The sequence below is a fragment of the Paracoccus seriniphilus genome, assembly GCF_028553745.1.
Taxonomy (GTDB): domain Bacteria; phylum Pseudomonadota; class Alphaproteobacteria; order Rhodobacterales; family Rhodobacteraceae; genus Paracoccus; species Paracoccus seriniphilus.
Map to the genome: position 1 here is coordinate 2,412,061 of NZ_CP067129.1, position 22,055 is coordinate 2,434,115.

The window sequence follows — 22,055 nt, forward strand, 5'->3', positions numbered from 1 at the left end:
TGGCGAGGCTTAGCGACCAATTCTCCGGATTACGCGCATCGCCTGCCGAATGCGTTTTACGGTCTGCTGCTGGTTCCGGGCGGTTTGTGGCGATGCCCTGGACCCGGTCTTGCCCGGGTTCTGCCCCATCCTGTTGACGCCCTTGCGAATGCCCCACTGCATGGCCTGCCGAAGAATCTGGCGAAGAATCATGTTGATGATCTGGCCCATGTCTTCTTCCTATTCTTCCTCGAAGAAATCATCCGCCGGGTCGGCGGGATCTTCCTCGGCTTCGTCATCCTGACCCGTCCCCGGCAGCGCCAGCCCATCCTCGGCCGGGCGGGACTCCAGCAGACCGGCTGCGCGCAATTCCGACAGACCCGGCAGGTCGCGCGCCGATTCCAGCCCGAAATGGTCCAGAAAAGCCTCGGTCACGACAAAGGTGGCGGGGCGTCCGGGGGTCATCCGCCGACGCCCCATGCGGACCCATTCCATCTCGATCAACTGGTCCAGCGTGCCGCGACTGACGCTGACACCGCGGATTTCCTCGATCTCGGCACGGGTCACGGGCTGATGATAGGCGATGATGGCCAGGGTCTCGACTGCGGCGCGCGACAGGCGACGCTGCTCGACGGCCTCGGCCTGCATCAGAAAGCCCAGATCTGCGGCCGTGCGAAAGGCATAGCCGTCGCCAATGCGCTCGATCACGACACCGCGCCCTTCATATTGGATGCGCAACAGCGCCAAGGCTTCGGCCGGGTCGCTTCCAGCCGGCAAGCGGTTCTTCAGTTCATTGAGGCTGATCGGCTGGGCGGCAGCGAACAGCACGGCCTCAACCATCCGCATCTGTTCGGACATGGGCGGAGGCGTCACATCACCTGCCCGCACCCTGTCGGCGGAAATCTGGTCTTGGGTATGATTTGGCTCGGTCACGTCAGTTCTGATCGGATATGGGTCTGCGCCGAAAGCTGATCGGTGCGAAGGTTTCGCTCTGGCGTATCTCCAACCGACCCTGTCGCGCAAGCTCCAGCGAGGCAGCAAAGGTCGCGGCGGTCGCTGAACGGACCCTTGCGCCCGGCCCGCCCCATCCCTCGGGCAGGAAATCGGAAAGCTCGGTCCAGTCCCCCACATAGCCGATCATGCGGCGCAGGCGTTCCAACGCCTGCTCCATGGTATAGATGTCCTGCCGGTCAAAGGCATAGGGGCGGAATTCATCCTTGGTGCGCAGTCGTGCATAGGCGCGCATCAGGTCCAGCAAGCCGGCCTGCCATTCGGTGCGCCGCTTGCGCGCAACGGTTTCAGGGGCCCCGCGTTTGAAACGATCGATCCCCAGCCGGTCACGCGCCATCAACTGGGCCGCTGCCTGCCGCATCGCGTCCAGCCGTTCCAGCTGAAAGGCCAGATGCGCGGCCATGTCTTCGGCCGAAGGGCCTTCGGCCTCGGGATCTGGCGGCAAGAGCAGGCGTGACTTCAGGAAGGCCAGCCAGGCTGCCATGACCAGATAGTCGGCCGCCAGCTCGATGCGCAATTTGCGCGCCTGCTCCACAAAGGTCAGATATTGCTCGGCCAGATGCAGCACCGAGACCTTCATCAGATCGACCTTCTGTGTGCGCGCCAGTGTCAGCAACAGATCCAGCGGCCCCTCATAGCCGTCGACATCGACGATCAGCGCCTCTTCCGCGCGCCGCTGAGCGACCGTTATCGCATCGTCACCGCCCTCGGCGGGCGACGTCGGAACGGGCTTCAGATAGGGCACTTCGCTGCCGGAACGGGTCACGCGACCTCCAATCAATCAGGCAGACAGAGTCGGGCCAGCAACGTCGCAAGTCAAGTCAGGGCCAGTCCCGCGACCAAGGCCTGCCATTCGGCCTGCAATGCGTGGCGATCCAGATCCTGCGGCGCCTGACGCATCTGCAGGGCCGCATCGGCGCGGCGTTGTGCCTGCGGGGTCATCTGCCCCGCTGCGGCGACCACCGGCTCCATGCTGGCAACGCTGCCATTGCAATGCAGAACCAGATCGCATCCGGCGGCAATCGAGGCCTGCGCCCGTTCCGCCTCGGTTCCCGACAGCGCCTGCATGGTGATGTCATCGGTCATCAGCAGCCCGTCAAAGCCGATCTGCTGCCGAATCAGCTGCACCGCCGGGGCCGAGGCCGTCGCTGGCGCATCATCCACCGCATCAAGGCAGATATGTGCCGTCATCCCCATCGGCAGATCTGCCAGCGCCCGGAAAGGCGCGAAGTCCAGCGCATCCAGTTCCTGCAGGCTGGAGCTGACGCGGGGCAGGTCGTGATGGCTGTCGGCCACTGCACGCCCGTGACCCGGCATATGTTTCATGACCGGCAGCACACCCGCCGCCAACAGCCCCTCTGCCACCGCGCGTCCCAACGTGGCAACCTGATCCGGGTCGCTGCCCAGACAGCGATTGCGCAGGAACGGATGCGTGTCGGCCTGCGCGACATCCAGTGTCGGCGCACAATCGGAATCGATCCCGACGTCATGCAATTCACGGCCAATCAGATAGTAGCGCAACCACATGGCGCGCGCGCCTGCCTCGGCCTGATCCAGTGGCGCAGGCCATTCTGCCCAATGCGGTGCGCGCAGGCGCTGCACCCTGCCGCCCTCCTGATCGACGGTGATGACCGCATCACGGCCGACGGAATCGCGCAACTGCCCCGTCAGACGACGCAGTTGCTCGGGCGATTCGACATTGCGGGCGAAAAGAATGAAGCCCCAGGGATCGGCGGCACGGAAGAAGTCACGTTCCTCGGGGGACAGTTCGGTCCCGGCGATGCCGCCCAGAATGGTCGCGCCATGTGCCATCCCGCTTCGGCTCAACGGGCCAGCGCAAGGCAGTCGGTGCCACCCGATTTCAGGGCTGCACAGAATTGACGTGCCTCGCTGATCGAACCGAATCCGGCAACCCGCAGCCGCCAGAAGGTCCGGCCATTGGATTGGTGCTTCTGGATTACCTGCCCCTTGCCCGAAAACAGAGAGCCGAACTTGCCGGTCAACCGGTTCCATTCGCCCGAGGCAATGGCATTGCTGTCAAATGCGCCGATCTGCACCAGTGGACCACTTGCCGCCGCTGCGGGAACCGGGGCCGCCGGAGGCGCGGCAGGGCGGGCATCGGTCGCGGTGGTGCCCGCAGAAGCCACGCGCATGTGACGCGGGCGCGGCGCCGGACGCGAGGAAGCCCGCAGGATCCCCGGATTCGCGGCGGCCTGCGCCTCGGCCAGCGCGGCGGCAATCGCATCGGTCTGGGCCGGCTGGCCGTTCTCATCCGTGATGACCTCATTCACCGGGCCTTCACTGGCCGGAGCATCGATGATGGCGGCTTTTTCGACATCTGCCGCAGCAAGGGCCAGACGCTCGGCTTCTGCAGCCGCCCGTGCCTCGGCCAGGGCCCGCGCTTCGCTGTCAGACAGCGGCACGACAGGCGCCCCATCGAAATTCAGTGGCGCATCCTTGGGATTGGTCGGTTCATGGGCGGCAATGCCGAAGGCCCCCATGGGAACATCCTCATCGGTCAGTTCACCCCCGTCAGGAACGATCGCGACCTGCTGCACCGGCTGCTCTGGTGCGCCTTCCGCGACGCTGTTGACGGCATAGCCGGTATAGCTGGACAGTTCTCCGCCGGGATCTTCCGGCGCGGTCCGTGCATCGCCGGCAACCGCGCGGATCACCGGAACACCCGAAACATCGCGCGAGACCAGTTGCCAGCCCCAGGCCATCAGGCCGACCATCAACGCCACCGAGGCCAAAGCCCCAAGGTAATGGGTCAACCGCCCGATACGGGACGAGAAGCTGTCGGTGCCATCCGGGTCGGCGACAAAACGGCTGTGATCATGGTTGGACTGACCGTCATCAGAACCATGCTGATCATAGGAGAACTCGCGCCGCACCTTGTGGCGCGAAAACACATAGCCGCCTTCGCGGAAATCCATCACTGCCATAGCCTGCCTGTCTGCCGGTTAACCCGACTTTACCGTTGACTGCTCATCACATCCCGAGGCGGCGCCGTTTGTTCAGCGCATTTCTTCCGCCGGAGTGACCCCAAGGATAGCGAGACCACTTGAAATGACAACGCCAACGGCCCGAACCAACGCGATTTTTGCTTGTGTCGTTGCCGAATCGCCATCCTGCACAAAGCGCAGACTGGTGTCGTCATTGCCCCGATTCCAAAGGGAATGCAGGTCCGAGGCGATCTCATAGAGGAAAAATGCGACGCGATGAGGCTCATGCGCGCGGGCCGCATGTTCGATCAGGCGTGGCCATTCGGCAACTTTCCGGGCCAAGTCAAGCTCGGCGGGATGGGAAATTGCACCAAGATCGGCGCCGATCAGCGCCTGATCGGACACATCAATTCCCGAATCCCTGGCGCGGCGCAGCACCGAATGCACCCTTGCGCTGGCATATTGCACATACCAGACCGGGTTGTCCTTGGACTGTTCCAGAACCTTGGCGAAATCGAAATCAAGCGGCGCGTCGTTCTTGCGGTTCAGCATGATGAAACGGGTCACATCGGCCCCCGCTTCCTCGACCACATCGCGCAGGGTCACGAATGTGCCCGCGCGCTTGGACATCTTGAAGGGCTCGCCATTCTTGTACAGCTTGACCAGCTGGATCAGCTTGACGTCCAGCGGCACACGCCCGTCCGACAGTGCTTTCACCGCAGCGGTCATGCGTTTGACATAGCCGCCGTGATCGGCCCCGAAGACGTCGATCAACTGGTCAAAGCCACGGTCGATCTTGTCCCAGTGATAGGCGATATCGGGTGCGAAATAGGTCCATGCGCCATCCGATTTCTGGATCGGGCGATCCACGTCATCGCCATGGGCGCTGGATTTGAACAACAGTTGTTCGCGCGCTTCCCAATCCTCGGGCAGTTTGCCCTTGGGCGGTTCCAGCACGCCGCGATAGATCAGGCCAAGGCTGTTCAGCCGTTCGATCGCCGCCTCGATCTTGCCTGTGCCATAAAGTGCCTTTTCGCTGGAATAGACATCCATGCGCACACCGAGCGCGGCCAGATCCTGCCGGATCATTTCCATCATCGCCTGAGTCGCGAATTCACGCAGTTCGACCAGCCATTCGCTCTCCGGTTTGTCCAGCAGCGATTCGCCGTATTTTTCCTTGAGCGCCTCGCCGACGGGGATCAGATAATCGCCCGGATACAGCCCTTCACGAATCTCGGGTTCCAGCCCGTTGGCCTCGCGATAACGCTCATAGGCCGAACGCGCCAGCACATCGACCTGTGCGCCGCCGTCATTGATGTAGTATTCGCGGGTGACATCATGGCCCGAGAAATCCAGCAGATTGGCCAGCGCATCACCGAATACCGCGCCGCGCACATGGCCGACATGCATCGGCCCGGTCGGGTTGGCGCTGACGAATTCGACATTGACCTTCTGGTTGCGGCCGATGTCGGACCGGCCGAATGCCTTGCCTTCGCGAATGGCAGTGGTGATCACCCCCTGCCAGACCGCAGGCGACAACCGCAGGTTCAGAAAACCCGGCCCCGCCACTTCGGCACTGGCGATCCGCGGATCGGTCAGGCGGGCGGCCAGCTTGTCGGCAATCTCGCGCGGCTTCATGCCGGCGGGTTTGGCCAGCACCATGGCGGCATTGGTGGCCATATCGCCATGTGCGGGATCGCGCGGGGGTTCCACGGCGACATTGCGATAATCAAGCCCTGCGGGCAATTCGCCCGCAAGCGACATCTGATCCAGCGCCTCGACAACGACGCCGCGAAGATCGGTGAAAAGGTTCATGATCTGCTTCCTGACTGACCATCGGGGGTTAACGCCTGCATGCGGCAAAGGTCAACAGCATGAAGGCCTGTTCCCCGACGGATCAGTCCTTGGGCAAATCCGCGTCTGGGTCCTTTTGCGGCGGTTCGCGCGGGGTTCTATCCCCGTCCGAGACATCGCCCTGCGATTCCATCAGATCGGGGTCATCCTTCGATTGATCACGCAGCCGGTCAGCCGCAGTAGCATTTTCGCCGCCCGGCACGCTGCCACTTCCCTCGCCGCGGCGGACGGCCTCGGCCTCGGCGCGGGCGACCTCTCGGGCGCTATCCTTGGGCGCTGTCTGTGCCTCGTTTTCCTGCTCGATCTGCTGGGCGACATCGGGGGGCAGCATCGACACGATATATATGTCGGGCTTGTCGACCAGATCATCCTCGCTGTTGACCAGCCACAGCTGCCCGTTCTGCACCACGGCCAGGGGAATGGCGCCGGGACGCGCCTCGCGCCATGCCTCCAGACGGTATTCCTCGGTCAGCCGTGTCGTGCGAAAGATCCAGCCCTCGCCAAGCAGTTCAAGATATTGTGCCAAGGTGCGATTGCCCTCGATCGTCTGCCCGCCCAGTTGCGTCGGCAAGGCATGGCGTGCACGGTCTTCCTTGTGGCGCGCCAACTGCCAGATCGAATCACGTCCGAATTCAGGTGCCAGATCCGTGGCCACCAAGGTGTTATAGGCATCATTGTCAGATGCGGCCAGAATCGCGCCATAAGCGATGAACTCGACATTATGTTCGGCAGCATCCCCCAGAATGTCGCCATAGAAAGTCTGCACGCCGACGGCGCGCGCGGTGCGCAGGTGGTCACGGTTGGTATCGGTGATCAGCACATTCACATCGGCCTTTTCCAGCGCCTTGGCCAAACCGGTTGCGAACAGCGATCCCCCCACGATCAACAGACCCGGACGGTCGCCCGAAGTCAGCCCCATGCGTCGCGCCAAAGGCGCCAGCGTGAAGCCGTGCAGCACCACCGTCACCAGCACCAGCACGAAGGCCAGCGGAGCGATCAGCGCACCATCCTCGATCCCTTCATTGACCAGCCTTTCGGCGAAAATCCCTGAGACCGCGACCAGAACCACCCCGCGCGGCCCGGTCAGGGCAATCAGCAGGCGTTCCTTGATAGGCAGATTGGTCCCGATCAGTGACAGCATCACCGTCACCGGCCGCGCGATCAACACCACCGAGGCGACGAACAGCCCTGCCCGCCACCAGTTCAACTGGGCCAGGGTTTCAAAGCGGATGCTGGCCGCCAACAGGATGAAAACACCTGACACCAGCAGGATCGTGGCATGTTCCTTGAAACGGTGCAGTTCATGATAGCTGGGCAGATCGGCATTCGCGATGACCAGGCCCATGACCGTCACCGCCAGCAATCCGCTTTCATGCAACAGGCTGTCGGCACCCGCGAAGACCCCCAGCACCGTCACGAACAGCAGGGGCACCTTCATGTATTCGGGCACCCAGCCGCGCCGGAAGGCCTGAACCACCATGTAACCGGCCAGAACCCCGATCACCGCCGCAAAGCCGATGCCCAGCACCAGTTGCGCCAGGGCCTCACCCCAGGTCACCCCGGTATTGCGGACCAGCACGATCTCAAGCGCGAACACAGCGACCAGCGCACCGATCGGGTCGTTGACGATACCCTCCCATTGCAGGATCTGTGCTGGGCGCGAGGTCAGCTTGGCCTGTCGCAACAGCGGTGCGATCACGGTGGGTCCGGTCACGATCATGATGCCGCCGAAGACAATCGCCGATTCCCAGCCCAGCCCGGCCACGAAGACCAGCGCCAGCGATGACATCAGCCATCCCAGCGGCGCACCGATATAGACAAGCCGTCGCACGCCGGGGCGCGCATCGGCCAGTTTCTTGAAGCTCAGCGTCAGCCCGCCCTCGAACAGGATGACCGCCACGGCCAGCGCGATCATCGGCGGAATCACATCCCCGATGTCACGCGAGGGAACGAATATCTCTGTCACCGGACCCAGGAACAGCCCCGCCGCCAGCATCAGCACGATTGCCGGCAATCTGAACCGCCATGCCAGCCATTGCGCGCCGACCCCTGCGATTCCGACCACAGCAAAGGCCTGCATTGCACTCAGCCCGCCTGTCAGTTCCGTTGCCATACGCGCCCCTGCCCCTGATGATACAGGCGAACACGCCCCAAAGGGGATAGTTCCGCCCGACCTGCCCTTTCAGCAGGGTTTCTGGTGAAATCATTGACGTTATAGCTGCTTTGGTCTAGGCGAAACATGGCGCGCATCCGGCGTGCCAACCGAAGGGGCGTGCGGAATTGCGTCCCACAAAGGCCGCACGACTGCATTTATGCCCGGCGGCATGGAACGCGACGCGCATCTGGCGCGAGAGCTTGGAAAGCCCCGAATGACGAAATTTACCGATCTGAAACTTGACCCCAAGGTCCTGCAGGCAGTTGTCGATGCCGGATATGAACATCCGACCCCGATCCAGGCTGGCGCCATTCCGCCCGCTCTGGAAGGCCGCGATGTTCTGGGCATTGCTCAGACGGGAACCGGCAAGACTGCAAGCTTCACCTTGCCGATGATCACCCTGCTGGGTCGTGGACGCGCGCGCGCGCGGATGCCGCGCTCGCTGGTTCTGTGCCCGACACGGGAACTAGCCGCGCAGGTCGCCGAGAACTTTGACACCTATGCCAAGAACACCCGTCTGACCAAGGCGCTGCTGATCGGCGGTGTCAGCTTTGGCGAACAGGACAAGCTGATCGACCGCGGCGTTGACGTGCTGATTGCCACTCCCGGCCGCCTGCTGGACCATTTCGAACGCGGCAAGCTGCTGCTGACCGGCGTGCAGATCATGGTCGTGGACGAAGCCGACCGGATGCTGGACATGGGCTTCATTCCCGACATCGAACGGATCTTCCAGCTGACGCCCTTCACGCGCCAGACGCTGTTCTTCAGCGCCACCATGGCCCCAGAGATCGAGCGCATCACCAACACCTTCCTGCACGCCCCCGAGCGAATCGAGATTGCGCGTCAGGCCACCGCCAGCGAGACGATCACCCAGCGGCTGATCGAAATCGCCCCCGCGCGCCGCGACCAGACCGCCAAGCACAAACGCGACCTGCTGCGCGCGCTGATCGATGCCGAAGGCGAGAAGCTGACCAATGCCATCGTGTTCTGCAACCGCAAGACAGATGTCGATATCGTTGCGAAGTCGCTGAAAAAGCATGGCTATGATGCCGCTCCGCTGCATGGCGATCTGGATCAAAGCCACCGCACCAAGACGCTGGAAGGTTTCCGCGATGGCAATCTGAAGCTGCTGATCGCCTCCGACGTGGCGGCGCGCGGTCTGGACATTCCGGCCGTCAGCCATGTCTTCAACTTTGATCTTCCCAGCCATGCCGAGGATTATGTTCATCGGATCGGCCGGACCGGTCGTGCCGGTCGCTTGGGAACCGCCATCAGCATCGCCTCGCCCGCAGATGAGAAATATCTGTCGGCCATCGAGAATCTGGTGAAACAGACCCTGCCGCGCAGCAAGGAGCCGGAAGGCTTTGCCGTTTCGGCAAATGCCCGCCCCTCCTCGCGTTCGGATCGCCCGGATCGCAATGAACGGCGCGGTTCCAGCCGCGATCGCCGTCGTGGCAGCCGCAATGACGACGAACAGCCCAAGACCACGGCTCAACCCGAGCCTCAGCAAACACGCAGCGAAGAGCCCGTGAAAAAAGAAGCCACCGTCCCCAGCCCCCGCCGCGAGGAACAGCCTCGTCCCGAAAAACGCGAACAGAATCGCGATGATCGTCGGCGTGGCCGCGGGCGGCACGATGACCATCGTGGCCCGGCAGTCATGGGCATGGGCGATCATGTGCCGCAGTTCATGCTGGTCGAATTGCGTCCCGCCTCGCTGACCTCGGGCTCCGATGCGTCGGATGACGGCGAGGACAAGGCCACCGTCGTGACCACGGCGGAAGCGCCCGCCCCTGCCCAGGCCGAAAAGCCCGCGCGCCGCAGTCGCAGCCGTCGCCGCACGAAGCCCGCCGAGGATGTGACAGCAACCGAAAGCACGGAAAACAAGGCCGAAGCACCGGCAGCTTCCGAGGCAGAGGCCGCTTCCGCCCCGCCCCCGGCCGAGACCGGCGCAGCCGAAACCACCACGGCCGAAGCCCCTGCCGCCGAAGCACCAGTCGCGCAAGCCCCCGTCAAACCCAAGCGGACACGTCGGCGGAAAAGCGAAACCGCCGCTGCGGCAACGACCGAGACCGCGACAACGGAACCCGTGACGGAGGCCGCAGCCGAGACAAGCACAGAAACGGCCGCAGCCGAAGCCGCGCCTGTCGAAGAGAAGGCCAAACCCGCGCCGAAACCCCGCAAGCCGCGCGCCCGCAAACCCAAGAGCGAGCCCGCAGCCGAGACAGCGGCACCCGCCGCGACCGAAGAAGCGGCCAGCCCCGTGGCGGAACCGGCGGCGGAAGAAAAGCCCAAGCCCAAGCGGACCCGGCGCAAGAAAGCCGCTGAACCCGCCGCGGAAGCCGAGGCAGAGACTGCCTCCGAGCCCAAGCCCGCGCCGAAACGCACGCGTCGCAAAAAGGCCGAGCCTGCCGCCGAAGAGCCCACCAAGGCTCAGGGCGAGGGCGCGGATCAGGCCGACGCCTGATCCCTGCCGTGCGCGCGTTGCACAGAAGCCTGCTTGATCCTCCGCGCCTGACGCGGGGGCATCGCCCCGCATTCGCGCAACTGCTGGCAGACCTGCTGCTGGGCATCATTGCTGCGCTTGGTCTGGCGCCATTCGGGGTCTGGGGTGCCACCATTGCCGCGCTTGCGATCCTGCTCTGGCGTCTGGGTCGTGCCTCGCGCAGTGCGACCTTCTGGCATGCCTTGGCCGCCGGGTTCGGCTGGTTCGGTCTGTCGATGAGCTGGATCGTCGAACCTTTCCTGGTAGAGCCGGAAATCTATGGCTGGATGGCGCCCTTTGCGCTGGTCCTGATGGCGGTCGGAGGCGCGCTGTTCTGGGCCGTGCCGGTCTGGATGGCCAGCAGGCTTACCGTCGGCTGGCGCAACCGGATGGTGGCTGCTGCGGCGGCCCTGCTGTTGTCGGACTGGCTGCGAGGATGGATATTCACCGGGCTGCCCTGGTCGCTGACCGGACATATATGGGCCGACACGCCGGTGGCACAGCTTGCAGCATGGGGCGGCGCTATCGGGCTGAGCCTGATCACGATTTCCATGGCCCTGCTGCCGGGATTGCTGTGGCGGCGCATGACCCCTGTCGTTCTTGGGGTGCTGCCGGGCATTCTGGCCTCGATCCTGCTGCTGGGCATGGGCTGGGCCGCCGGACTGGCACGACTGAGCGCGCCTTTGCCGCCCGATCACGATATCGTCCTGCGAATCGTTCAGCCCGATGCCGAACAACATCTGAAATGGGATCCGGAATGGTCGGCAGTGTTTTTCCGCAGGCTGATGGATCTGTCCTCGGAACCCGGACGGCGCGATCTGGTGATCTGGCCGGAAACGGCGGTGAATTTCCTGCTGGACGATGCGCCTGACCTGCTGCCCCGCATGACGGCCAGTGCCGGCGCGCCATTGGCCCTGGGCATCCAGCGGCGTGATGGCATGCGCTTTTACAACAGCCTTGCGCTGCTGTCCCGGGACGGCGGGATACAGACCGTCTATGACAAGTTTCACCTGGTTCCCTTTGGCGAATACATGCCATGGGGCGACGCGCTGGCCCGAATCGGAATCACGGCCTTTGCCGCGCAAACGGGCAACGGCTATTCTGCCGGGGCCGGCCCACGCGTCCTGTCCCTGCCCGGCTTGCCCGGTTTTCAGCCTCTGATCTGCTATGAAGCGATTTTCCCGCAACATCTGCGCGGACTGGACGAACGCCCGCAATGGGTCCTGCAGATCACCAATGACGGCTGGTTCGGCACATTCTCGGGCCCTTATCAGCATCTTGCGCAGGCACGGCTGCGCGCCATCGAAAGCGGCCTGCCGTTGATTCGCGCCGCCAATACCGGCATCAGCGCCGTCATCGACGCACATGGTCAGCTGCGCCAGACACTGGCCCTGGGCAAGACGGGCAAGATCGACGCACAACTGCCCGGCGCCATGGCCCCGACATTATGGCTGCGTCTGGGCCCATGGCCGGTGGTGCTGATCGCGCTGCTGGCGCTGGGACTGGCCTTCGCTGCGCCGCGTCCTGTCCAGCGCGGCACAGATCGCCGGGGCTGAACGGGCCTCAGTCGCGGATGTAGCGGCTTTCCTTGACCTGATCCCAGGCCCAGACCACCTCGGCAAGACGCTCTTCGTCGGAACGATCGCCGCCATTCATGTCGGGATGCAGAACCTTGACCAGCGCCTTGTATTGCTTGCGAATCTCGGCACGGGTCCAGTTGTCCTTGGCCTCGAGGATCTCGATCGCCTTGCGCTCGGCAGGGGGCAGCTTGCGGCTGATCTTGGCGCGCGCCTCGACCGAAGTCCCGTTGGCGCCCAGGATTTCCAGCGGATCATTGACACCATGGCGGGCCCAGGCCTGTTCCTTCGCGCCGCGGCTGAAGGGCTTGGTCGGGCGCTCCCATACGGTGGCATTGTCCAGAAAGTCCTGAAACTCTTCTTCGCTTTGCCCCTGGAAATAGTTCCAGTTCGCGTTGTATTCGCGAACATGTTCTTTGCAGAACCAGAAATAGTCGTCCAGATTGCGCGGGTTCTTCGGCGCGCGATATTGGGCAGGCTCATTGCAACCCGCCTTGTCACATATACGGGTCGAAGTCTCGAACGCACCAGACATGCCGCGGCGGCCCTTGGACCGGCGCTTCTTGTCTTTGGCCGCGGAAATGTCGAAACCAAACGGGTCGTTACTGCTCATTCTAAGGGACCTTTGCGACTCGGAGGCAGCAGTTTAGTCTATTTCGAGGGACATGAAAGGTCTTGAAACAAGGAATATTCGGATGATTGCCGATGAAATGCGCCAAAGACTGGCCGTTCTGAATCCCACGCAGCTGGAAATCATTGATGAAAGCGAGAGCCATCGCGGTCACGCCGGTTTTCGCGAAGGTGGTGAAAGCCATTTCCGTATCCGCATGGCCAGCCCGGCCCTTGCGGGGCTGTCGCGGGTGGCGCGCCACCGGCTGGTGCACAAGACCCTGGGGGATATCGTCCCGCGCATCCATGCGCTGGCGCTGGATCTGACAGAAAACTGATCAGTTAGCGCCCCCAGTCTTGCCCGCGTCACAGTGGAAGCGTAGAACCCCACGGAACTTGCCGTCGAGAGGAAAACGAACATGACCGCGCCCAAGGATTTCAATGATCGCATGCTGTCCTTGGGGCTGGCCCGCGTCAGCGAGGCCGCAGCCCACGCATCGGCCCAACTTATCGGTCGTGGCGATGAAAAGGCCGCAGATCAGGCCGCCGTCAACGCCATGCGTGACCAGCTGAACATGCTGGACATCAAGGGCGTCGTCGTCATCGGCGAAGGCGAGCGCGACGAGGCCCCGATGCTGTATATCGGGGAAGAGGTCGGAACCGGCAACGGTCCCGAGGTGGATATCGCGCTGGACCCGCTGGAAGGCACGACGCTGACCGCCAAGGACATGCCCAACGCGCTGACCGTCATTGCCATGGCGCCGCGCGGCACCCTGCTGCATGCACCCGACGTCTATATGGACAAGCTGGCCATCGGTCCGGGCTATGACAAGGATGTCGTCAGCCTCGACATGTCTCCGGCCGAGCGCGTGCGCGCGCTGGCCAAGGCACGCGGCTGCAAGGACAGCGACATCACCGTCTGTATTCTGGAGCGCCCCCGCCACGAGGACATGATTGCTCAGGTCCGCGAAACCGGCGCGGCGATCCGCCTGATCACCGATGGCGATGTCGCCGGGGTTATCCACACTGCCGAGGCCGCTCTGACCGGCATCGACATGTATATGGGTTCGGGCGGCGCACCCGAGGGCGTGCTGGCCGCTTCGGCGCTGAAATGCATGGGGGGTCAGATGTGGGGCCGCCTGCTGTTCCGCAATGATGACGAAAGAGGCCGCGCCCGCAAGGCCGGCATCACCGATCTGGACCGGGTCTATTCGCGAGACGAACTGGTGACGGCCGATGTCATCTTTGCGGCAACCGGCGTGACCAATGGTTCGATCGTGGCCGGGGTCAAGCGCGAGCCGGGCTTCCTGCAGACCGAAACGATCCTGATGCGTTCGAAAACCGGCTCGGTCCGGCGCATGATCTATCGCAACCCGGTTCGCTGATTTCAGGGCGGGGTCATCCATCCCCGCCCATCCCCTCTGCCTGCGGCAGAACCCTGACTGAAAAGAGGCATCTTGGCATTTCTGGGCATCGAGCAATCGCTGACCGGTCGGTGCTGGGTTGGCCCCGACGCCGCGCTGGAACGCCTGGCCGAAGGGCTGGCACAGCAAACCGGCCTGCCGCTGGCTGTTGCCCGGGTTCTGGCCGAACGCGGCGTTGATGCCGAGGCAAGCGCCGGTTTCCTGACACCGAAACTGCGTGACCTGCTGCCTGACCCGCTTTCGCTGCGTGACATGAAGACCGCTGCCGAGCGTCTGGTTCAGGCGACCGTCGCGAAGGAACGCATCGCGATTTTTGCTGACTACGATGTCGATGGCGGCAGTTCGGCGGCACTGTTGCTGGATTGGCTGCGCGGTCAGGGACGTGATGCGACCCTGTATATCCCCGACCGGATCGATGAGGGCTATGGCCCCAATGAACCAGCCATGGCACAGCTGGCCGCCAGCCATGACCTGATCATCTGCGTCGATTGCGGCACGCTCAGCCATGATGCGCTGGCCGCTGCCAAAGGTGCTGATGTGTTGGTTCTTGACCACCATCTTGGCGGCGAAACCCTGCCCCCCGCCCTGGCCGTCGTGAACCCGAACCGCGCCGATGAAGACGGCGCGCTGGGGCATCTTTGTGCTGCGGGCGTCGTGTTCCTGACGTTGGTTCAGGCCGGGCGTGTGTTGCGCGGCATGCAGCGCGCCGAGCCTGACCTGATGGCAATGCTGGATCTGGTGGCCCTGGCAACAGTGGCCGATGTCGCCCCTCTGGTTGGCGTCAACCGTGCCTTTGTGCGTCAGGGCCTGACAATCATGGCCCGCAGGCAGCGCCCGGGTCTTGTCGCCCTGTCCGATATCGCCCGGCTTGACGGACCACCGAACGCCTTTCATCTGGGCTTTCTTCTGGGCCCGCGCATCAATGCCGGGGGGCGTGTCGGACGCGCCGATCTGGGCGCACTCTGCCTGTCGGCCCGAACCCCCGAAGAGGCCGTGAAACTGGCCGCACAGCTGGACGAGTTGAACCGGGATCGCCGTGCCATCGAGGCCGCTGTGCGCAACGAGGCGTTGGCTCAGGTCGAGGCACGCGGCGAAGCGCCGCTGTCATGGGCCGCGGGCGAAGGCTGGCATCCCGGCGTGGTTGGCATTGTCGCCGCTCGCATCAAAGAGGCAACGGACCGCCCCTCGGTCGTGATCGGTATCGAACATGGAATCGGCAAGGGTTCGGCGCGATCCGTGCCCGGCGTCGATCTGGGCCGCGCGATCCAGCGCCTTGCGCGCGAAGGCCTGCTGCTGAAAGGCGGCGGACATGAGATGGCGGCCGGGCTGACCGTCAGGGAAGATCAGATCGCCCCCGCGATGGAGCGCCTTGCCGAATTGCTGGCCCGTGATCTGGAAAATCGCAGCAGCACCGGCGAAATGCGCGTCTCGGGCCTGCTGGAACCGACGGGTGCGACCCCGGCCATGTTCCGCCAGCTGGAGGATGCCGGACCCTATGGGCAGGCCGCCCCCGCGCCGCGATTCGTCTTTGCCAATCAGTTGATCGACAGCGCCAGCACCATGGGCGAAAGCCACCTGCGTCTGAATTTCCGCAGTTCGGGATCGGCCAGGATGGAAGCCGTGGCATGGGGCGCCATGAACGGGCCGCTGGGACCGGCGCTGATCGGCGCCAAGGGCCGCCGGTTCCATCTGGCGGGCAAGCTGGAGCTGTCCACTTGGGGCGGACGCGAACGTCTGCGCCTGCGTCTGGATGACGCCGCCCTCGCCGCGTGAATGCCACCTGCCAGCCTTTCCCGCATCGGGTGCTGGCCTGTCGTCAAACTCGCCGCTAACCTGCCTTCAAACTTGCTTTAGGAGGCAGACATGAAACTGACCTGGCTTGGACATTCCGGCTTTCGTCTGGAAATCGAGAATGCGGTAATTCTGATCGACCCCTGGCTCTCGGGCAATCCGGTCTTTCCCGAGGATCAGCGCGACAATGCCATAAGGGGGGCAACCCATATCCTGCTGACGCACGGCCATGGCGACCATACCGGAGACACGCTTTCGATCGCACGCGAACTGAAGATACCTGTGGCCGGCATCTATGATCTGATCAACAGCTGGGCCCAACATCAGGGCATCACCGGAATCGGCTTCAACAAGGGCGGAACGATCGATCTGGGCGGCGCCCAGGTGACGATGGTCAATGCCTCGCATTCCAGTTCGCTGGAAGGTGCGGATGGTCCGATCTATGCCGGTCATGAATCGGGCTACATGATCGCCGGGGAAGGGCACACCATCTATGTCAGCGGCGACACCGACATCATGGCCGACATGCAGTGGATGGGCGAATACCACCAGCCCGACATCGGCATTCTCAGCGCCGGAGGCTATTTCACCATGGACATGAAACGCGCCGCCTTTGCCGCGAAAAAATATTTCGATTTCAAGACCATCATCCCCTGCCATTACCGCACCTTCCCGCTGCTGGAACAATCCGCGGCCGAGTTGCAGAAGGCGCTTCCGGAGGTCGATGTCATCGAGCCTGAGGTCATGAAGGCGCTTGAACTTTGACCTATCAGAGCTTTGACGACGCGGCCCAGCAGGGCCATCACGCCACAAGGCTGGCCGATCTGCGCAACCGGATGCGGCAAGAAGGGCTGGATGCCTTCATCATTCCGCGTGCTGACGCCCATCAGGGCGAATATGTCGCCGAAGCCGATGCAAGGCTGGCCTGGCTGACCGGCTTTACCGGCAGCGCCGGCTTTGCCATCGTCACCCAGCGGCAGGCGGGCGTCTTTATCGACGGCCGCTATCGCGTGCAGGTCAAGGATCAGGTCGATCTGGCGCATTTCACCCCAGTGCCCTGGCCGGAAACCCGCCCGTCTCATTGGCTGCGCGAGGCTTTGCCCGCCGGGGGGCGCATCGGCTTTGACCCATGGCTGCACAGCCGCAAGGAAATCGAGGCGATGGACAGCGGGCTGGAGGGCAGCGGCCTGGGTCTGATCGCGACCGAGGAAAACCTGGTCGATGCGATCTGGCCCGACCGCCCTGCCCCGCCTGTCGGTCGCGCAAGGGCCCATGACATCGAACTGGCGGGCGAAACATCTGCGGACAAACGCGCAAGGTTGGCTGCCGAGTTGAAGCGTGACGGCCATGCCGCTGCCTTTCTGTCGCTGCCCGATTCGATTTCATGGCTGTTGAATATCCGCGGCAGCGATCTGCCCAAGAATCCGGTCGTGCAGGGCTTTGCCGTGCTGGCGGATGACGGTCATGTCACCCTGTTCAGCGATCCGGCGAAATTTGACGATGACCTGCGGCGTTTCCTGGGCAATGACGTATCGATCCTGCACCCCGAAGGGCTGACGCCCGCCCTGCTGGATCTGCCCGGACCGGTGCGGATTGATCCCGCAACCGCGCCCGAAGCCGCCTTCAGGCTGCTGGAACAGGCATCGACACATATCGCGCCAGCCCCCGATCCGGCGATTCTGCCGAAATCCCGCAAGAACTCCGCCGAGCTGCGTGGCATGCGCGAAGCCCATCTTGCTGACGGGGTCGCCATGGTGCGGCTGTTGTCATGGCTGGACCAGCAGCCCGCCGGCTCTCTGACCGAAATCGACGTGGTCCGGAAACTCGAGGCATTCCGCAGCGAGGCCGGGATCTATGACATCAGCTTCGACACGATCTGCGGCGCTGGTCCGAACGGGGCCATCGTGCATTACCGCGTCACCCAGGCGACCAATCGCAGGATTGGCGATGGAGAGATGCTGCTGATCGACTCCGGTGGCCAATATCCCAATGGCACAACCGATATCACCCGCAGCCTGCCCATGGGCGCCCCGCCGCCCGAGGCCGTCGCACCCTATACGGCGGTGCTGCGCGGCATGATCTCGTTGAGCCGGGCACGCTTTCCGGTGGGGGTCTCGGGTGGCCATCTGGACGCGCTGGCGCGTCAGTATCTGTGGCATCACGGACAGGATTACGACCATGGCACGGGCCATGGCGTCGGTGCGGCGCTCTGCGTCCATGAGGGACCGATCCGCATCAGCCGGACCAGCGATCTGCCCCTGCAGACGGGCATGATCCTGTCGAACGAACCGGGATATTATCGCGAAGGCAGTTTCGGCATCCGGATCGAAAACCTCGTGGTCGTGACCGAGGTCGAGGCCGAGGCAGGCCGCAGGATGTTGGGGTTCGAGACCCTGACCCTCTGCCCGATAGACACGCGCTGCGTAGATTTGTCGGCCATGGCCCGTGATGAGATCGACTGGCTGAACGGCTATCATCAGCGCGTTCGTGAGGCCCTGACCCCGCATCTGGATGACAGCACCTGCGACTGGCTTGATCAGGCGACCCGGCCTCTGGGCATCTGACCCGCCCTTGCCAAGCCATGAACAGCGCAGGTCACATTCGGCCTGCGCTGTTTGCATTGCGGCACGGTCATTGCGATACGGTCAGAGCGTCGCCGCAAGGATCCTTTCGGCCTCATCCCTGCAATTGGTCAGCCCGGCGCGATCTTCGCCGGGGAAAAAGCGCGCCCGCACGGCCGTGGGCATGGGCGCAGGTTCGGCAATGACGACGCGCGGCACGATGGTCCGGGTTTCGGCCTGCCAACTGCGCGCCAATGCGATCTGTGCCGCCTTGGTGGCCCCATAGGCCCCAAAGAACTTCTGCCCCGCCCGATTGTCGTCAAAGAACATCGCTGTGCCCGAACGCGCGCGCAACGATGGCTCGAGCAGCGCGATCATCCCGCGCACCGCCTCGACATTGATCAGCATCGACTTGGACCAGTCCTTGCCGTCGATATGGGGCACGGGCGACAATGGCGCCGCATGCACGGCACAATGCGCCCAGAAATCCAGCCCACCCCAACGATCCTGCACGGCCTGCGCCAGCTGCTGCATGGCGGGGGCCTCGCCGACATCCATCGGTGCCAGCGTGGCCGAGCCACCCGCCACCCTGATCCGGTCATCCAGCTCTTCCAAGGCGCCCACGGTGCGCGCAACGGCAAGAACATGATAGCCCCGCGCCGCCAGCCCTTCGGCCAATGCTGCGCCCAGACCTCGCGATGCGCCGGTCACCAGCGCCAGTTTTTCTGTCTTGTCACTCATGCAACACCCCATGCCACCGGCATCGCAACCATGCAAGATGCCCAAGGAAAAGGGGCCCCCGAAGAGGCCCCGATTCCGTTTCTGTTTTCGTCACGATCAGCGGTTCGCGACGTCGATATAGTCGCGTTTGCCCGAACCCACATACAGCTGACGCGGACGACCGATCTTGTTCTGCGGATCGCCGATCATTTCCTTCCACTGCGCGATCCAGCCGACCGTGCGCGACAGGGCAAAGATCGGCGTGAACATCGAGGTCGGGAAACCCATCGCTTCCAGAATGATGCCCGAATAGAAGTCGACATTCGGATAGAGCTTCTTGGACACGAAATAATCGTCCTCGAGCGCGATCTTTTCCAGTTCCTTGGCAACCTGCAGCGTCGGGTTGTCGTGGATGCCCAGCAGGTCCAGGACCTCGTCCGCCGATTCCTTCATGACCTTCGCACGCGGGTCGAAGTTCTTGTAGACGCGGTGGCCAAAGCCCATCAGGCGGAAGGGATCGTCCTTGTCCTTGGCGCGCTTGATGAATTCGGGAATGCGCTCGACGCTGCCGATTTCACGCAGCATTTCAAGGCAAGCCTGGTTGGCACCGCCATGAGCCGGACCCCACAGGCAAGCGATACCCGCAGCGATACAGGCAAAGGGATTGGCGCCCGAAGAACCTGCCAGACGCACGGTCGAGGTCGAGGCGTTCTGTTCGTGATCGGCATGCAACGTGAAGATGCGGTCCATCGCGCGGGCAAGGGCCGGGTTCACGTTGTATTTCTCGGCCGGAACCGAGAAGCACATGTTCAGGAAGTTCGATGCGTAATCCAGTTCGTTCTGCGGATAGACGAAGGGCTGGCCGATCGAATACTTATAGGCCATTGCGGCAATCGTCGGCAGTTTCGCGATCAGACGGATCGAAGCCACCTCACGCTGCCACGGATCGTTGATATCGGTGGAATCGTGATAGAAGGCCGACATCGCACCAACCACGGCAACCATGGTCGCCATCGGATGTGCATCCCGGCGGAATCCACGGAAGAAGTTGTGCATTTGCTCATGCACCATGGTGTGACGGGTCACACGGTTCTCAAAGTCGAACATCTGCTCTGCGGTCGGCAGCTCACCGTAAAGAAGCAGATAGCAGACTTCGAGATAATGCGATTTTCCGGCCAGTTGCTCGATCGGATAACCGCGATACCACAGCTCACCCTTGTCACCATCGATGAAGGTGATGGTCGAATCACAGCTGGCCGTCGAGGTAAACCCCGGGTCATAGGTGAACACATCCGCCTGCCCGTAGAGCTTGCGGATATCCAGAACGTCAGGCCCCTTTGTCGGGCTGAGGATCGGCAGCTCGTATTCGGAATCATTAAGCAATAGTTTGGCGGTCTTCGTATCGGCCATCCAAAACGTCCTTTCCGGCTAAGCCGGGTCGTCCAAAGCGAAATCGCATGGTCCGACCCTGGCAAGTGAGAGCAGGCTTCAGCCTGCCAGTTCTGTCTGATCCTGAAGCCGGGCCAACGATTCCTCGCGGCCAAGCGCCGTCATCATGTCAAATACGCTGGGTGTCGCAGTTCGGCCGGCCAAGGCAGCGCGAAGGGGCCCCGCAATCTTGCCCAACCCGACGCCGTTCTCTTCAGCAACCTGTTTGGCGGCCTGCTCCAGCTCGTCTCGCGTCCAGCTAGCATGCTGCAATACGGCAGTCAATGATTTCAGCATACCACGGGATACCGTATCCAGCGCCTTGGCAGCCTTGGGTTCGATCTCGATCGGGCGCGAGGTCAGCGCAAAGCGTCCCTGATCCAGCATTTGCGGCAGGGTTTTCGCCTTTTCGCGCAGCGCCGGCAGCGCAGAAACCAGCCGCTCCTTCTGCTGTGCGGTCAGTGCCGGCTGATCGGTATCGGACAGGAAATTTTCCAGAGCCGCCAGCAGATCTGCCTCTGGCATGGTTTTCAGGTGATGGCTGCTGACATGTTCCAGCTTCTTGAAATCCAGCCGCGCGGGGGCCTTGCCGATTCCGTCCAGATCGAACCATTCGCGCGCCTGTGCATCATCGAACAATTCGTCATCGCCATGGCTCCAGCCCAGACGCGCCAGATAATTGCGCATCGCGGCGGGCGGATAGCCCAGCTGTGCGAATTCATGCAGACCGACCGCCCCGTGACGCTTGGACAGCTTCTTGCCATCCTCGCCATGGATCAGCGGGATATGGGCAAAGACCGGACGTTTCCAGCCCATGGCGTCATAGATCTGGATCTGGCGCGCGGTATTGGTCAAATGGTCGTCACCCCTGATGACATGCGTCACGCCCATATCATGATCGTCCACAACGACAGCCAGCATGTAGGTCGGTGTACCATCGCTGCGCAACAGGATCATGTCGTCCAGCTGATCATTGGCGACGCGTACATCGCCCTGCACGGCGTCAGAGATGATCGTCTCACCCTCGCGCGGAGCCTTCAGCCGGATGGCAAAGGGCGCATCGGGGGTTTCCCTGGCATCGCGCCAGGGGCTCTGGAACGGTTGCCGGGGATTGGCTTCGCGCCATGCGGCGATCTCTTCGGGCGTCGAATAGCACTTGTAGGCATTGCCCGCCTCCAGCATTTCTTGCGCGACCTCGGTATGACGGTCCTTGGCAGCAAACTGGCTGAACGGTTCGCCGTCCCAGTCCAGACCCAGCCAGGTCAGCCCCTGCAGAATGGCGGCAGTTGCCTCGGGGGTCGAGCGCGCGCGGTCGGTGTCTTCGATCCGCAACAGGAACTTGCCGCCGCGTCCGCGCGCATACAGCCAGTTGAACAGAGCCGTTCTGGCGCCGCCAATATGCAGATAGCCGGTCGGAGACGGGGCAAAGCGGGTAACGATCTGGGTGTTTTCGGACATGGAGGCCTTCATGAGTGGATTGTCACTGCAAGACATGCGCCCATTAACGCTTTGGTAAGCA

At 63.1% G+C, this 22,055-nt stretch carries 17 protein-coding genes and 1 pseudogene; 7 read left to right on the forward strand and 11 right to left on the reverse strand.

From position 1 onward, the window contains the following. Nucleotides 1-9: 9 nt before the first annotated feature. The 7 genes from JHW44_RS11785 to JHW44_RS11815 all read right to left on the reverse strand — a co-directional run bounded on the left by JHW44_RS11785 (nt 10) and on the right by JHW44_RS11815 (nt 7,902). A complete protein-coding gene (locus tag JHW44_RS11785; protein WP_089342710.1) occupies nt 10-210 on the reverse strand; it encodes a hypothetical protein in 201 nt (66 codons plus the stop codon). Nucleotides 211-219: 9 nt separating this feature from the next. Continuing rightward, entirely contained in the window at nt 220-837 is a 618-nt protein-coding gene (gene scpB / locus JHW44_RS11790) for an SMC-Scp complex subunit ScpB (RefSeq protein ID WP_089342709.1), read from the reverse strand. Between the two features lie 76 nt (nt 838-913). Then, nucleotides 914-1,726: a segregation and condensation protein A gene (locus JHW44_RS11795; RefSeq protein WP_179217618.1), complete on the reverse strand. Its 813-nt coding sequence runs from the start codon at nt 1,724-1,726 to the stop codon at nt 914-916. A gap of 80 nt (nt 1,727-1,806) precedes the next feature. Further along, a complete protein-coding gene (gene nagZ, locus JHW44_RS11800; RefSeq protein WP_089342707.1) occupies nt 1,807-2,802 on the reverse strand; it encodes a beta-N-acetylhexosaminidase in 996 nt (331 codons plus the stop codon). Nucleotides 2,803-2,813: 11 nt separating this feature from the next. Beyond that, on the reverse strand, nt 2,814-3,935 hold the full coding sequence (locus tag JHW44_RS11805) for an SPOR domain-containing protein (protein ID WP_089342706.1): 1,122 nt from the start codon (nt 3,933-3,935) through the stop codon (nt 2,814-2,816). A gap of 72 nt (nt 3,936-4,007) precedes the next feature. Beyond that, nucleotides 4,008-5,750: an arginine--tRNA ligase gene (gene argS, locus JHW44_RS11810; RefSeq protein ID WP_089342705.1), complete on the reverse strand. Its 1,743-nt coding sequence runs from the start codon at nt 5,748-5,750 to the stop codon at nt 4,008-4,010. 82 nt (nt 5,751-5,832) lie between these two features. Continuing rightward, nucleotides 5,833-7,902, reverse strand: coding sequence for a cation:proton antiporter (locus JHW44_RS11815; RefSeq protein WP_089342704.1), 2,070 nt, complete (start codon nt 7,900-7,902; stop codon nt 5,833-5,835). A 256-nt stretch (nt 7,903-8,158) separates the two neighbouring features. On the opposite strand from JHW44_RS11815, the pseudogene JHW44_RS11820 reads away from it, so the two are divergent. Then, nucleotides 8,159-9,694 (forward strand): annotated as a pseudogene (locus JHW44_RS11820) (DEAD/DEAH box helicase); the annotation flags it as partial. Nucleotides 9,695-10,416: 722 nt separating this feature from the next. Continuing rightward, complete coding sequence (gene lnt, locus JHW44_RS11825; protein ID WP_245846729.1) at nt 10,417-11,982, forward strand: apolipoprotein N-acyltransferase; 1,566 nt, start codon at nt 10,417-10,419, stop codon at nt 11,980-11,982. 7 nt (nt 11,983-11,989) lie between these two features. Here lnt and JHW44_RS11830 read toward each other — a convergent pair whose 3' ends face one another. Further along, complete coding sequence (locus tag JHW44_RS11830) at nt 11,990-12,616, reverse strand: J domain-containing protein (RefSeq protein ID WP_089342703.1); 627 nt, start codon at nt 12,614-12,616, stop codon at nt 11,990-11,992. 82 nt (nt 12,617-12,698) lie between these two features. Between JHW44_RS11830 and JHW44_RS11835 the strand changes: the two genes are divergently transcribed. The 5 genes from JHW44_RS11835 (at nt 12,699) to JHW44_RS11855 (ending at nt 18,391) form a co-directional block, all read left to right on the forward strand. Continuing rightward, nucleotides 12,699-12,950: a BolA family protein gene (locus JHW44_RS11835; protein WP_089342702.1), complete on the forward strand. Its 252-nt coding sequence runs from the start codon at nt 12,699-12,701 to the stop codon at nt 12,948-12,950. An 81-nt stretch (nt 12,951-13,031) separates the two neighbouring features. Further along, nucleotides 13,032-13,997, forward strand: coding sequence for a class II fructose-bisphosphatase (glpX, locus tag JHW44_RS11840; RefSeq protein WP_089342701.1), 966 nt, complete (start codon nt 13,032-13,034; stop codon nt 13,995-13,997). A 69-nt stretch (nt 13,998-14,066) separates the two neighbouring features. Continuing rightward, complete coding sequence (gene recJ, locus JHW44_RS11845) at nt 14,067-15,809, forward strand: single-stranded-DNA-specific exonuclease RecJ (protein ID WP_089342700.1); 1,743 nt, start codon at nt 14,067-14,069, stop codon at nt 15,807-15,809. A 90-nt stretch (nt 15,810-15,899) separates the two neighbouring features. Further along, entirely contained in the window at nt 15,900-16,592 is a 693-nt protein-coding gene (locus JHW44_RS11850; RefSeq protein WP_089342699.1) for a metal-dependent hydrolase, read from the forward strand. Further along, a complete protein-coding gene (locus JHW44_RS11855; protein WP_245846728.1) occupies nt 16,589-18,391 on the forward strand; it encodes an aminopeptidase P family protein in 1,803 nt (600 codons plus the stop codon). Before JHW44_RS11850 ends, JHW44_RS11855 begins: the two co-directional genes overlap by 4 nt. Before the next feature lie 81 nt (nt 18,392-18,472). On the opposite strand, the gene JHW44_RS11860 is transcribed toward JHW44_RS11855, so the two are convergent. From JHW44_RS11860 to gltX, 3 genes are all read right to left on the reverse strand, one after another. Beyond that, a complete protein-coding gene (locus JHW44_RS11860; RefSeq protein ID WP_089342698.1) occupies nt 18,473-19,129 on the reverse strand; it encodes an SDR family NAD(P)-dependent oxidoreductase in 657 nt (218 codons plus the stop codon). 96 nt (nt 19,130-19,225) lie between these two features. Further along, nucleotides 19,226-20,518 carry a citrate synthase gene (gene gltA, locus JHW44_RS11865; RefSeq protein WP_089342697.1) on the reverse strand — a complete coding sequence of 431 codons (1,293 nt, stop codon included), beginning with the start codon at nt 20,516-20,518 and terminating at the stop codon, nt 19,226-19,228. A 78-nt stretch (nt 20,519-20,596) separates the two neighbouring features. Next, the gene (gene gltX, locus JHW44_RS11870) at nt 20,597-21,994 is read right to left on the reverse strand and encodes a glutamate--tRNA ligase (protein ID WP_089342696.1); all 1,398 of its coding nucleotides are present in this window, start codon (nt 21,992-21,994) and stop codon (nt 20,597-20,599) included. Nucleotides 21,995-22,055: the final 61 nt, after the last annotated feature.